The organism is Caldovatus sediminis (assembly GCF_014644455.1).
Taxonomy (GTDB): Bacteria; Pseudomonadota; Alphaproteobacteria; order Acetobacterales; family Acetobacteraceae; genus Caldovatus; species Caldovatus sediminis.
Map to the genome: position 1 here is coordinate 48,878 of NZ_BMKS01000003.1, position 12,010 is coordinate 60,887.

Below are 12,010 nucleotides of genomic sequence, written 5' to 3' on the forward strand. Positions count from 1 at the left end.
GCCGACAGGCCGGCCCGCGCGCATGGTCCTCCCGACCGCCCCCGAGGTCGCGATCGTCGGTGCCGGCGCCGCCGGCATCGCCGCCGCGCGCGAATGCGCCGCGCTCGGCCTCTCCTGCCTGGTGGTGGAGGCGATGGGGCGGGTCGGCGGCCGTGCCTTCACCGAGGATGCGCGCCTCGGCGCCCCGTTCGACCACGGGGCGTCCTGGCTGCACCTCGCGGATGCGAACCCGCTGGTGCCGCTGGCGCGTGCGCTCGGCCTGCGGCTCGTCGACTCCGACGCGGTGCGCGAGCGCCGCGTCGTCGTCGGGCCGCGCCGCGCGACGCCCGAGGAGGTCGCGGCGCTGGAGGCGGCGATGGCGCGCTTCGACGCGACGGTCGCGGCGCGCGCGGCGGCGGCGGCCGACCTCCCGCTCGCCGAGGCGGTGCCGCGCGGCGGGTTCTGGGACGCCACCGTGGCGCACCGCCAGGGGCCGCTGATCAGTGCCGCCGAGCTCGGGGAGCTGAGCCTGCGCGACTTCGCGGCGAACGCCCTCGGCCCGCCCAACCTGATGCCCGAGGCTGGGGTCGGCGCGCTGGTGCGCCGCCTCGCGCAGGGGCTGCCGATCCGGACCGGGGTGCCGGTCGCACGGATCCGCTGGGGCGGGCAAGGGGTCGTGCTCGACACGCCGGAGGGCGCGCTCGCGGCGCGCGCCTGCGTCGTGACCGTCTCGACCGGCGTGCTCGGCGCGGGCGGGATCGCCTTCGATCCGCCGCTGCCGCAGGCGGTGCGCGAGGCGGTGGCGGGGCTGCCGCTCGGCCTGCTCACCAAGGTGGCGTTCCGCGCCGCCGGGGAGGACCGGCTGGACCTGCCGCCCTTCGCCGCGCTCTGGCGCCGCGTCGACTCGCCGGAGGAGGCGGCGATGAGCTTCCACGCCTGGCCGTTCGGGCGCGACCACCTGGTCGGCTTCGTCGGCGGCCGGGCGGCGTGGGAGCTCGCCCGCGCCGGCCCCGCGGCGACGGAGGCCTTCGCGCGGGAGGAGCTGGCGCGGTGCTTCGGCGCCGCCCGCGTCGCCCGCGCGCTGCGCGCGCCGGCGGCGGTGGTCACCGACTGGGGCGCCAACCCCTTCGTCCGCGGCGCCTACAGCTACGCGCGGCCGGGATGCGCCGGCGCCCGGGCCGCGCTGGCCGGGGCCGCGCTCGCCGGCGGCCGGCTGCGCTTCGCCGGGGAGGCGTGCCACACCTGGCTCGCCGGCACCGTCGCCGGGGCGTGGGAGAGCGGGCGCGCGGCGGCGCGGGCGGTCGCCGCGGCGCTCGGCTGAGGCGGTGCCGGCGGGGCGCCCGGCGCCGCCGCCGACCGTGACATTTCCGGGGCTCGCCCCCGCCTCGCGCTGGGCTACAGTCCCGTCGCCAGGAGGCGATCGCGGCGGCATGCGCGGCCCGGTCGGTCCCCCGCACCGGCCCAGGCTGCCCCGGCCGCCCCGGCACAACCGGATGGAGGCCGCGCGCGCGCAGGCGCCGCGGCACGCGCGTGGGAGGCGCCGATCCGATGCCTGAAGCATCCGCAGCGAGACCAGAAGGCGGGGCGCGGCCCCGCTCCGTCGCCCTGGTGGGCCCGCAGGGAAGCGGCAAGTCCACGCTGTACGAGGCCCTGCTCGCCGCCGCCGGCGGCGCGGCCCGGCGCAGCGCCGATCCCCGCAGCCGGATCATGGGCACCGAGCTCCGCGTCGGGCACGGCGCCTATCTCGGCGACCCCTGGGCGGTGATCGACGCGCCGGGCTCGGTCGAGTTCGCCTACGAGGCGGCCTGCGCCCTGGCGGTCTGCGACATCGCCGTGCTGGTCTGCGAGCCCTCGCCCGACCGCGCCCTCGCCGTCGCGCCGCTGCTCAAGCAGCTCGAGGCGGGGGGGATTCCCACCATCATCTTCGTCAACAAGATCGACACCCTCGGCGAAGGCCGCATCCGCGACACCCTCGCGGCGCTGCAGCCCTACTCGAGGCGGCCGCTGGTGCTGCGCCAGGTCCCGATCCGCGAGGGCGAGCAGGTCACCGGCTACGTCGACGTGATCAGCGAGCGCGCCTACCGCTTCCGCAGGGGCGAGCCCTCCGAGCTCATCGCCCTGCCGGCCGCGATGCGCGAGCGCGAGGCCGAGGCGCGCAGCGCGCTCCTCGAGGTGCTCGCCGACCACGACGACGGCCTGCTCGAGAAGGTGCTCGAGGACGCCGCGGTCACGCCCGAGGAGGTGTTCCGTCCGCTGCACGCCGACATCGAGAAGGGCGCCGTGGTCGAGGTGATGCTCGGCGCGGCCGAGCAGAACAGCGGCATCCAGCGGCTGTGGAAGGCGCTGCGCCACGACGGGCCGAACCCGCTCGTCACCGCCTCGCGCCGCGGCGTGGCGCCGGAGGGCGAGCCGCTGGTGCAGGTCTTCAAGACCCTGCACACCGGGCATGGCGGCAAGCTGTCCTTCGCCCGCGTCTGGCGCGGACCGGTGAGGGACGGCCAGCAGATGGGCGGCGTGCGCATCGGCAGCATCACCCGCTTCCCCGGCGGCGAGGCGACCCGCGTGGCGGAGGCGGAGACCGGCGAGATCGTCGCCTTCGGCCGGCTGGAAGGGGTGGCGACCGGCGCCACCCTGCTCGCCGCCGGCCCGGCCGCCGAGCCGCTGCCCTTCCCGCAGCCGCCCGAGCCGGTCTACGCGCTCGCCGTCACCACCGAGGACCGCAAGGACGACGTCAAGCTCTCCGGCGCGCTGCAGCGGATCGCCGAGGAGGACCCGTCCATCTCGGTCGAGCAGGATGCCGCGCTCGGCCAGACCGTGCTGCGCGGCCAGGGGGACATCCATCTCGGCCACGCGCTGCAGAGGCTGGCGGCGAATTACGGCCTGAAGCTCAACTCGGCGCATCCGCGGGTGCCGTACAAGGAGACGATCCGCCGCGCGGTCCACCAGCACGCGCGCCACAAGCGCCAGACCGGCGGCCACGGCCAGTTCGCCGACGTCAAGCTGGAGATCGAGCCGCGCGGCCGCGGCGAGGGCTTCCTCTTCACCGACAGGATCGTCGGCGGGGCGGTCCCGAAGAAGTTCATCCCGGCGGTCGGCGAGGCGGCGGAGGAGGCGTGCAGGAAGGGCCCGCTCGGCTTCCCGGTGGTGGATGTCGGGGTGACGCTGGTGGACGGGCAGTTCCACAGCGTGGACAGCTCCGACATGGCCTTCGCCACCGCGACGCGGATCGGGATGCAGGAGGGGCTGGCCAAGGCCGATCCGGTGCTGCTGGAGCCGATCGACCACGTGACGGTGACGGTGCCGAACGACTACACGGCGAGCGCGCAGCGCCTGCTCACCGGACGGCGCGGGCAGATCCTCGGCTACGCGGAGAAGGAGGGCTGGCCCGGCTGGGACGAGGTCGAGGCGCTGGTGCCGCAGGCCGAGCTGCACGACCTGATCATCGAGCTGCGCTCGCTCACCATGGGCCTCGGCACCTTCCGCCGCCGCTTCGACCACCTGGCGGAGGCGCGCGGCCCGGTGCCTGCGGCGGCCGCGGCGCGCTGAGCCGGCGGCGCGGGCGGGGCGCGCCGGGGGACGCCCCCGGCCGGCGTCAGCGGCGCTGCTTCATGCTCAGGATGTAGGCGACGAGGTCGTCCGTCTCCGTCCGCGAGAGCTGGTAGTTCGGCATGTTCGCGTGCGGCGTCTGCAGGAAGACCCGGAGCGACAGCTCGGTCGTGGCGGCGCGCTGGGCGACGGCCGGCAGGCTCGGCACCGCGTCCGTGGCAGGGCCGGGGCCGCCGGGGGCGATGACATGGCAGTTGGCGCACCACACCTCGGCGATGCGCCGGCCCGCCACCGGGTCGCCGACCGTCTGCGCGAGAGCCGGCGAGGCGCCCGCGAGGGCGAGGCCGGCCAGCGCGGCCAGAGTGCGGGGTCGGATCAGGCGCATCGGCTGCTTCCCTCGTCGCGGGGTGCCCGCTCCCGCCTGCCGGCGCGGCGCGCCGGCAGGCTAGGGCATCAGGCTACCGCCATTGATGTGGTAGGTCTGTCCGGTGATCCAGGATGCCGCGTCGGAGGCGAGGAACACGGCGAGCCCGGCGATGTCGCCCGGCCGGCCGATCCGGCCGAGCGGGATCGCCGCCGCCATCGCGCGGATCTCCTCCTCCGAGTGGCCGTGGCGCGGCTGGGCGGTGTCGGTCAGGCCCGGTGCGATCGCGTTCGCGCGGATCCGGTGCGGCGCGAGGGCCAGCGCCATCGCCCGGGTCGCCCCCGCGATGCCGGCCTTGGAGGCGCTGTAGTGCACGCCGAGCGGCGCGCCCGACAGCGCCCGCGAGGCGAGGTTGATGATGCAGCCCGGCGTGCCGGCCGCCACCATCGCGCGCGCCGCCGCCTGGGCGCAGAACACGCTGCCCCTGAGGTTGACGGCGATCACGCGGTCCCACTCGGCCTCGTCCATCTCGAGGAAGGGCACGCGCGGGAAGATGCCGGCGTTGTTCACCAGCACGTCGAGGCGGCCGAGCTCGGCGATGGTCCGCGCGACGAGCGCCGCGGCCTCGGCGGTCGCCGACACGTCGCCGCGGAGCAGCGCGGCGCGGCGGCCCTGGGCGCGCACCGCCTCCGCCACCGCGTCGGCGGCGCGGGCGTCGTCGAGCCAGTTGACGGCGACGTCGTAGCCCGCCGCGGCGAAGGCGATGGCCATCGCGCGGCCGATGCCCTGCTGCGCGCCCGTCACCAGCACCACCCGCCCGCGCTGCTGCGCCATCGCCTCGGCTCCCTCCGGGATCGGCGGGGACAGCCTAGACGCGGCCGCCGCGCGTGTCACACGGCGGCTTCCGGGGGGTGCCGGGGGAGGCCTTGCCGGACGCGCGGGGCGGTGCTCCCCTGGCGTCGCCATGACCGACGAGCCATCCGCCGCATCGGGCGCCGCACCGTCGCCGCCGCAGGCGGGCGCGGCGGCGGCGCTGTTCTCGCTGGCCGGCCGGCGGGCGCTGGTGACCGGCGCCTCCGGCGTGCTCGGCGCGCATTTCGCGCGCGTGCTGCACGCCGCGGGCGCGGCCGTGGTCCTGGCGGCGCGGCGGGCCGACGCCCTGGCCGGGCTCGCCGCCGAGCTCGGGGCGGCGCGGGCGCTGGCGGTGCCGCTCGACGTGACCGACCCGCGCTCGATCGCCGCGGCGTGCGACGCGGCGGAGGCGCGTTTCGGGGCGCCCTGCGACGTGATCGTCAACAACGCCGGCGTCGCGGTCACGAAGCCGCTGCTGGACCAGACGCCCGAGGACTGGGACGCGGTGCTCGACGTCAACCTGCGCGGCTGCTTCCTGGTCGCCCAGGAGGCGGCGCGGCGGCTGGTGGCGGCGCGGCGGCCGGGCGCCATCGTCAACATCGCCTCCGTGCTCGGCGAGCGGGTGATCGCGGGGGTCGCGGGCTACACCGCGGCGAAGGCCGGGCTGATCCACCTGACGCGGCAGCTCGCGGTGGAGCTTGCGCGCCACGGCATCCGCGCCAATGCGCTGGCGCCCGGCTACGTGGCGACGCCGCTGAACGCGGCGTTCTTCGCCTCCGAGCCGGGCCAGGCGATGATCCGGCGGATCCCGCAGCGCCGGCTCGGCCGGCCGGAGGACCTGACCGGGCCGCTGCTGCTGCTCGCCTCCGAGGCGGGGGCGCACATGACGGGCGCGGTGCTGACGGTGGACGGCGGACACTCGGTGAACCCGCTGTAGGGCCCGCGCGGCGCCTGGCCACGGGCGCGGCCCGCCGGGCCGCGAGCGTCCCAAAAACGCTCCGAAGATGCACAAAAGAGAGGAAATTGTCCGCCTCTGCGCGGGAGATCCCCCGGCAGGCGACCAAATCAACATTCGTTCAATTCTGTGTCAGATTGCTGCCTGGCCCAGGAAACATGGAAAATGCTTTCCATCAAATTGGAAAGCCGAAATGCCGAACCGTTAATACTTTTGCACTACGAAGTTCTGTGGTTGTCGTCTGCTCACGAGTTCGTTATCTTTCGGCCTGTCCAGAACGAGAGGACGAGGCCATGAACCCGACGCAGCCCTTCCGCTTCTCGGGGGCCGAGAAGCTCGTGCTCCTCGCCTCGGCGCTTGCCGGCGTCGGCGTCCCCTGGGCCGTCATCCGGCCCGACGGCACCCCGACCGCCATCCTGTTCCTCCTCGCCGCCTGCGCCGCGGCCGCCGCCGGCGTCACGCTCCATCTCCGCGAGCGGCGCAGGCTCCGGCGCAACGCCGTGCGCCCGGGCCCCAGGACGGGGGAGCCCGCCGCGCGCCACGGCTGGGCCGACGCGGCGCCCGCCACCTGACCCCGTCGCGGCCGGGACGACGGACCTGGCCGGACCGAACCGCGAGGCGGGCGGAAGGCGCGTGGTTGCGTCGCCGCCCGCCCCGCCATCTGCCCCGTCATGGCCGGCGGGGGCCCCCAGGCCGATGCTGCGGAGAGACCCGGGATGAAAGGTACCATCGGCAGGCGAACCGCCGCCTTCACGCGCCGGATCCGGCACGCGCTGCGCGACCGCCGGGGGGTCAGCAGCCTCATGGTCGGCGGCAGCATGAGCGCCCTGCTCGGCCTCGCCGCCCTCGCGGTGGACGGCGGCGCCTGGCAGCTCGCGCGACGCAGCGCCGTCTCGGCGGCGGACAGCGCGGCGATGGCGGCGGCGATCGCGCTCTCCTACGGCCGCGGCGCCCAGGGGGCGGTCGAGATGGGCCTCGACGTCGCCCGCCGCAACGGCTTCGCCAACGACGGCCGGACCACCGTGACGGTCGCGACGCCGCCCGCCGAGGGACCCCACGCCGGCGACCCCGCCGTGGTGGAGGTGCTGATCGAGCAGGTCCAGCCGCTCGGGCTATCGCGGTTCCTGCTCGACCGGGAGGTCACGGTCTCGGCGCGCGCCGTCGCCTCGCTGGCGCTGACGACCGACGCCTGCGTGCTGGCGCTGACCGGGCCGCTGATCATGACAGGGAGGAGCACCACGGCCGGCCCGGCCTGCCTCCTCGCCTCCAACAGCACGGCGGCGGACGCGATCCAGGTGGGGAACACGGCGACGGTCACCGCCTTCTCGCTCTACAGCGCCGGCGGCTGCTCGGGCTGCTCGAACGGCCTGGTCACGCTCGAGCAGCCGCCTTCCCGCCACGCGCCGCCGCTCGAGAACGTGTTCCGCTACCTCGACTCGAAGGTGCTGCCGACCTTCTCCACCGCGAACGCGACCTGCATGGACCCGCCGAGCTCGGGGGTGATCCTTCCCTACGAGGACAACGGCGGCCGGGCCTACTGCAAGGACATCTCGGTGACCGGCGGCGTCACCCTGAACATGCGGCCGGGCACCTACTACCTCCACCACGCCTCCTTCAGCGTGCAGAGCGGCGTGGTGCGCTGCCTCGACAGCGGCGGCCGCGCCTGCCGCGACGGCCAGGGCATCACCATCGTCTTCACCGGCACCGACGTGACCAAGATCGGCGGGCCGAAGATCAACGCCACCGCCGACATCCGGATCATGGCCCCGCGCAACCCGCGCTCCGACATGGACTACCGGGGCGTCCTGTTCTTCCGCGACCCGCGGGCGCACAACAACAACAGCGGCAACCCCGCGGTGCAGATGAACGGCGGCGCGCTTTCGGTGCTCGAGGGCGGCATGTACTTTCCGAACGCCTATGTCCGATACAATGGCGGCGACCAGGTCAGCCCCTCCGAGTGCACGGTGCTGATCGGCGGGACGATCGACCTGTCGGGGAACGGCGTGACGAACGTGAACATCACCAAGTGCCCCGAACTCGGCACGCCGATCCCGCGCAGGCGGCTGCCGCGGCTGCTCGGATAGGCCGCCCGCGGCCGCGCCGCCTCGCCGCTCCTCGCGCGCGGCCGCGCCGCGCCGCCGGACGGCCGGGGGCGGCGCCGTCGTCGCGCCCCGAGGCGGCGCGCGGCCCGCCCGTTCCCGCAGGCCGCCCGCGCCGGGCCGCCGGGCGGCGATCGCCATGGTGCCGGCGGTGCCCCCTGGCTCGCGACGCTTCGCCGCGGGGCACGCTCCTGCGCCGGCGCCCCCCGGCCGAGTCTCGCGCCGCATCAGCCGCGCGGGCGGCCGGTCCATGGACGGGATGATGGCCGCGCCCCGACCGATCCGCGCCGACCCGGCTCTTCGGCGCGCGGCCGGCGCGCCGCATCCCGGGCCGTTCCGCCATAGCCGGTGACGTGCTAGGGGCGGCGCTCGCATGGAACGCCATCGATGCTGCGGCGGCTGACCCGCCATCCCGCCGCCCGGGCGGTGCTGGCCTGGTCGCTCGGCCACTACCTCTCGCTCGTGATCCGCACCACGCGCTGGTCCGTGGTCGGGGAGGGGCATGGCCTGCCCTTCCTGCGCCAGCGCATGCCGGTCATCCTCGCCTTCTGGCATGAGCGGCTGGCGCTGGTCCCGGCCTTCGCGGTGCTGGCGCGGCGGCTGTTCCCGCAGGCGGGGCTCGCCCCCCGCGTGCTGGTCTCGCGCCACCGCGACGGGCGCCTCATCGGCCGGGTGGTGGGGCGCTTCGGCGTGACCATGGTGCACGGCTCGTCCTCGCGCGGCGGGACCGCCGGCACGCTCGAGCTGCTGCGCGCCCTGCGCGCGGGCGAGGTGGTGGTGATCACGCCGGATGGCCCGCGCGGCCCGCGCCGGGTGGCCGCGCCCGGCGTGGCGCAGCTCGCCGCGCTCTCCGGCGCGCCGGTCCTGCCGGTCGCGGCGGCGACGTCGAACCGCCGGGTGCTGCGCCGGACCTGGGACCGCATGGTGCTGCCGCTCCCGTTCGGCCGGGGTGTCCTCGCGATCGGGGCGCCGATCACGGTGGCGCGCGACGCCTCCGCCGCGGCGCTGCCGGCCATCGAGTCGGCACTGACCGCCGCCTGCGAGGCCGCTGACGCCGCGGTCGCCGACCCCATCGCGGTGCCCAGCACGCCCTGGCGGAGCGTCGTGCCGTGAGCGGGCCGGACCGGAGGAGCGGCGGGCGATGACCGCGCAGGCGGTCGGGCGCCTCTTCCCGCGCCGGGGGCGCCGGCGGTGACCGGGCCGGCCGCGCTGCTGTGGCGGACGGCCGGCACGCTCGCCGCGCCGCTGCTGCCGCTTTACCTGCGCCGGCGCGCCCGGGCGGGACACGAGATCGCCGAGCGCCTCGGCGAGCGGCGCGGCTGCGCCGGCGGCGCCCGCCCGCCCGGGCGCCTGCTCTGGATCCACGCGGCGAGCGTCGGCGAGACGCTCTCCGTGCTGCGGCTGATGGACGCCCTCGCCGCGCGGCTGCCCGACCTCGCCTTCCTCGTCACCACGGGCACCGTCACCTCTGCGGGACTGCTCGCCGAACGCCTGCGACCCGCGCTGGCGCCGCGGGTGCGGCACCGGTTCGCGCCGCTCGACGTCCCGGCCTGGGTGGCACGCTTCCTCGATGCCTGGCGGCCCGACGCCGGGGTGTTCGTGGAGAGCGAGCTGTGGCCCAACCTGATCGCCGCGGCCCGCCGGCGCGACATCCCGCTCGCCCTGGTCAATGCGCGGCTGTCGCCGCGCTCGGCGCGGCTCTGGGCGCGCGGCGCGCCCGGCCTCGCGCGCGAGCTGCTCGGGGCGTTCCGCCTCGTGCTGGCGCAGTCGGACGAGGTCGCGCGGCGGCTCGCCGCGCTCGGCGCCCCGCGCGCGGCGTGCTGGGGCAACCTGAAATACGCCGCCGATCCGCTGCCGGCCGACCCGGCCGAGCTGGAGCGGCTGCGCGGACTGACGGCGGGACGGGAGATCCTGCTCGCCGCCAGCACCCATCCGGGCGAGGAGGCGCTCGCGCTGGTCGCGCACCGGCGCCTCACCGCGATCTATCCGCGGCTGCTGACCATCCTGGTGCCGCGCCACCCCCAGCGCGGCGAGGCGGTGGCGCTGGAGGCGGACGGGCTGGTCGGGCGGCACGCCGAGGCGCCGCGGCTGCGCGTGGCGCGCCGGGCGGCGGGACAGGAGCCGGGGCCGGCCACCGCGGTCTATGTCGCCGACACGCTCGGCGAGCTCGGCCTGTTCTACCGGCTCGCCTCGGTGGCGCTGGTCGGCGGGTCGCTCGTGCCCCACGGCGGGCAGAACCCGCTGGAGCCGGCGCGACTCGGCTGCCCGATCCTGCTCGGGCCGCACACCTGGAACTTCGCCGAGCCGGTGGAGCGGCTGCTGGCCGCCGGCGGCGCGGTGCAGCTCGCCCCCGGACCCGACCTCGCCGCCGCGCTGGCCCGCGAGGCAGCCGCCGTGCTAAGGGAACCGCGCCGCGGACAGGCTATGGCGGCCGCCGCCGCCGCGGTCGCCGCCGATCAGGCGGGCTTGCCGGACCGCGTCGCGGAGGCGCTCGCCGAGCTGCTGCCGCCGCGGGCCGACCGGGGTGCGGGCCAGACCCTGGCGGCGCACGGGACGACGGAGAAGGACTGACCAAGGCCATGCGGGCCCCCGAGTTCTGGAGCGGGGACGGCAGGGGACTTCTCCCCCTGCTGCTCTCGCCCCTGGCCAGCCTCTATGCGGCGGCGACCGCGCGCCGTGTCGCGCGTCGCGGCTGGCGCGCCCCGGTGCCGGTGATCTGCTGCGGCAACGCCACCGCCGGCGGCTCGGGCAAGACGACGGTCGCGCTCGACCTCGGTCGGCGGCTGGCGAACCGGGGCGTGGCGGTGCACTTCCTGCTGCGCGGCTATGGCGGGCGTCTCAAGGGGCCGGTGCGCGTGGACCCGGCGCAGCACGACAGCCGCGCGGTCGGCGACGAGGCGCTGCTGCTCGCCGCCGAGCGCCCGACCTGGGTGGCCGCGGATCGCGCCGCCGGCGCGCAGGCGGCGGTCGCGGCCGGCGCGCAGGCGATCGTGATGGACGACGGGCTGCAGAACCCGACGCTGGAGAAGGACCTCTCGCTGCTCATCGTGGACGGCAGCTTCGGCTTCGGCAACGGCCGCGTCATTCCCGCCGGGCCGCTGCGCGAGCCGGTGGCGGCGGCGGCGGCGCGTTGCCAGGCGGCGGTGCTGATCGGGGCGGACGAGAGCGGCGCGCTCGCCCGGCTGCCGCCCGGCCTGCCGGTGCTGCGGGCCCGGCTCCGCCCGGGGCCGGAGGCCGAGGCGCTCTCCGGGCAGCCGGTGTTCGCCTTCTGCGGCATCGCCAATCCGCGCCGCTTCTTCGCCACCCTGCAGGAGGCGGGGGCGGTGATCGCCGGCCGGCTCGCCTTCGCCGACCACTACCCCTACGACGCCGGCGACATGCGTGACCTGCTCGCGGAGGCGGAGGCGCTGCGCGCCATCCCGGTGACCACGCGCAAGGACTTCGTCCGCATCCCCCCGGCCTTCCGCGCGCGCGTGACGGTGCTGACGGTGCGCCTCGAATGGGAGGAGCCGGCGCAGATCGAGCAGCTTCTCGAGCCGCACGCCGCGCGGGTGCCGGTGCCGGCGTGACCGGCGCCGCGCAGCGGCCGGCGCGGGCGCCGCGCCGCGCGGCGGTTGGCTGCCGGCGGCTGGCGTTCGGCGCGGCCCTCGCCCTTGCGGTGGTGCTGCAGGGGGCGCTGGCGCCGGTCCTCGGCCTCGGTGTGCTCCGCCAGGCCGGCGCTGCGGATGCGGCGGACAGGGCGGCGCGGACGCTGCTTGCCGCCGCGATCTGCGGGCCGGAGGGCCTGCGCCGGGATGCCGACCATGCGCAGGCCGACGGCGCGCCCGATCCCCAGCCGGGCGGCGGACGGCCCGGCGAGGAGGGATGCAGCCTGGCGTGCCATGCCGTGCCGCAGCCCCCCTGTCCCGGCGTCCCCGAGGGGAGCGTCCTGCCCGACACGGACTGCCGGCCGGCGGGGCTCGCCTGGGTGCCGAATCCGGCCACCGCCTCGCCGCCGCGCCCGCCGCTCCGGCCGGGGGCGCCGCGGGCGCCGCCTCCGCCCCTCTCCTGACCCGACGCCCCCGATCCCGGCCGGCCGCGCCGCGGAGCCCCTGCCCGCGCGGCCCGGTCGGGCATCCGCCAGGAGTGGAGAGGAGAACGCTTCCATCATGACCGCAGCCCCTTCCGCCCGGCGCGCGCGCGCCGTGGCGCGCCCCCGCCCCGTCCGTCCGATGC

11 protein-coding genes are annotated in these 12,010 nt (G+C 76.9%); 9 read left to right on the top strand and 2 right to left on the bottom strand.

Annotated features, from left to right (window positions below; translation table 11 throughout):
• The first annotated feature begins 22 nt into the window (after positions 1-22).
• Entirely contained in the window at positions 23-1,300 is a 1,278-nt protein-coding gene (locus tag IEX99_RS05540) for a flavin monoamine oxidase family protein (protein ID WP_188899030.1), read from the top strand.
• Positions 1,301-1,527: 227 nt separating this feature from the next.
• Complete coding sequence (locus IEX99_RS05545; RefSeq protein ID WP_188899031.1) at positions 1,528-3,525, top strand: elongation factor G; 1,998 nt, start codon at positions 1,528-1,530, stop codon at positions 3,523-3,525.
• Between the two features lie 46 nt (positions 3,526-3,571).
• Here IEX99_RS05545 and IEX99_RS05550 read toward each other — a convergent pair whose 3' ends face one another.
• Both IEX99_RS05550 and IEX99_RS05555 read right to left on the bottom strand, forming a co-directional pair.
• Positions 3,572-3,910, bottom strand: a complete 339-nt coding sequence (locus IEX99_RS05550) for a c-type cytochrome (protein ID WP_188899032.1) — start codon at positions 3,908-3,910, stop codon at positions 3,572-3,574.
• 60 nt (positions 3,911-3,970) lie between these two features.
• Positions 3,971-4,723 (bottom strand): SDR family NAD(P)-dependent oxidoreductase, encoded by a 753-nt coding sequence (locus IEX99_RS05555; protein ID WP_188899033.1) that lies wholly within the window; start codon positions 4,721-4,723, stop codon positions 3,971-3,973.
• A gap of 130 nt (positions 4,724-4,853) precedes the next feature.
• Here IEX99_RS05555 and IEX99_RS05560 point away from each other — a divergent pair, with 130 nt between their 5' ends.
• The 7 genes from IEX99_RS05560 to IEX99_RS22655 all read left to right on the top strand — a co-directional run bounded on the left by IEX99_RS05560 (position 4,854) and on the right by IEX99_RS22655 (position 11,846).
• On the top strand, positions 4,854-5,678 hold the full coding sequence (locus IEX99_RS05560; RefSeq protein WP_188899034.1) for an SDR family NAD(P)-dependent oxidoreductase: 825 nt from the start codon (positions 4,854-4,856) through the stop codon (positions 5,676-5,678).
• A 311-nt stretch (positions 5,679-5,989) separates the two neighbouring features.
• Positions 5,990-6,268: a hypothetical protein gene (locus tag IEX99_RS05565; protein ID WP_188899035.1), complete on the top strand. Its 279-nt coding sequence runs from the start codon at positions 5,990-5,992 to the stop codon at positions 6,266-6,268.
• A 144-nt stretch (positions 6,269-6,412) separates the two neighbouring features.
• Complete coding sequence (locus tag IEX99_RS05570) at positions 6,413-7,780, top strand: pilus assembly protein TadG-related protein (protein WP_188899036.1); 1,368 nt, start codon at positions 6,413-6,415, stop codon at positions 7,778-7,780.
• A 402-nt stretch (positions 7,781-8,182) separates the two neighbouring features.
• Positions 8,183-8,908 (top strand): lysophospholipid acyltransferase family protein, encoded by a 726-nt coding sequence (locus IEX99_RS05575; RefSeq protein ID WP_188899037.1) that lies wholly within the window; start codon positions 8,183-8,185, stop codon positions 8,906-8,908.
• 78 nt (positions 8,909-8,986) lie between these two features.
• Positions 8,987-10,366: a 3-deoxy-D-manno-octulosonic acid transferase gene (locus IEX99_RS05580; protein WP_229677828.1), complete on the top strand. Its 1,380-nt coding sequence runs from the start codon at positions 8,987-8,989 to the stop codon at positions 10,364-10,366.
• An 8-nt stretch (positions 10,367-10,374) separates the two neighbouring features.
• Positions 10,375-11,364 carry a tetraacyldisaccharide 4'-kinase gene (gene lpxK / locus IEX99_RS05585; protein ID WP_188899038.1) on the top strand — a complete coding sequence of 330 codons (990 nt, stop codon included), beginning with the start codon at positions 10,375-10,377 and terminating at the stop codon, positions 11,362-11,364.
• A complete protein-coding gene (locus IEX99_RS22655; protein ID WP_188899039.1) occupies positions 11,361-11,846 on the top strand; it encodes a hypothetical protein in 486 nt (161 codons plus the stop codon). Before lpxK ends, IEX99_RS22655 begins: the two co-directional genes overlap by 4 nt.
• The last annotated feature ends 164 nt before the right edge of the window (positions 11,847-12,010 follow it).

Excerpts from the sequence above, each read along its gene's own strand:
- IEX99_RS05540 (WP_188899030.1), top strand. The coding sequence starts at position 23 with ATGGTCCTCCCGACCGCCCCCGAGGTCGCGATCGTCGGTGCCGGCGCC.
- IEX99_RS05545 (WP_188899031.1), top strand. The coding sequence starts at position 1,528 with ATGCCTGAAGCATCCGCAGCGAGACCAGAAGGCGGGGCGCGGCCCCGC.
- IEX99_RS05550 (WP_188899032.1), bottom strand. The coding sequence starts at position 3,910 with ATGCGCCTGATCCGACCCCGCACTCTGGCCGCGCTGGCCGGCCTCGCC.
- IEX99_RS05555 (WP_188899033.1), bottom strand. The coding sequence starts at position 4,723 with ATGGCGCAGCAGCGCGGGCGGGTGGTGCTGGTGACGGGCGCGCAGCAG.
- IEX99_RS05560 (WP_188899034.1), top strand. The coding sequence starts at position 4,854 with ATGACCGACGAGCCATCCGCCGCATCGGGCGCCGCACCGTCGCCGCCG.
- IEX99_RS05565 (WP_188899035.1), top strand. The coding sequence starts at position 5,990 with ATGAACCCGACGCAGCCCTTCCGCTTCTCGGGGGCCGAGAAGCTCGTG.
- IEX99_RS05570 (WP_188899036.1), top strand. The coding sequence starts at position 6,413 with ATGAAAGGTACCATCGGCAGGCGAACCGCCGCCTTCACGCGCCGGATC.
- IEX99_RS05575 (WP_188899037.1), top strand. The coding sequence starts at position 8,183 with ATGCTGCGGCGGCTGACCCGCCATCCCGCCGCCCGGGCGGTGCTGGCC.
- lpxK (WP_188899038.1), top strand. The coding sequence starts at position 10,375 with ATGCGGGCCCCCGAGTTCTGGAGCGGGGACGGCAGGGGACTTCTCCCC.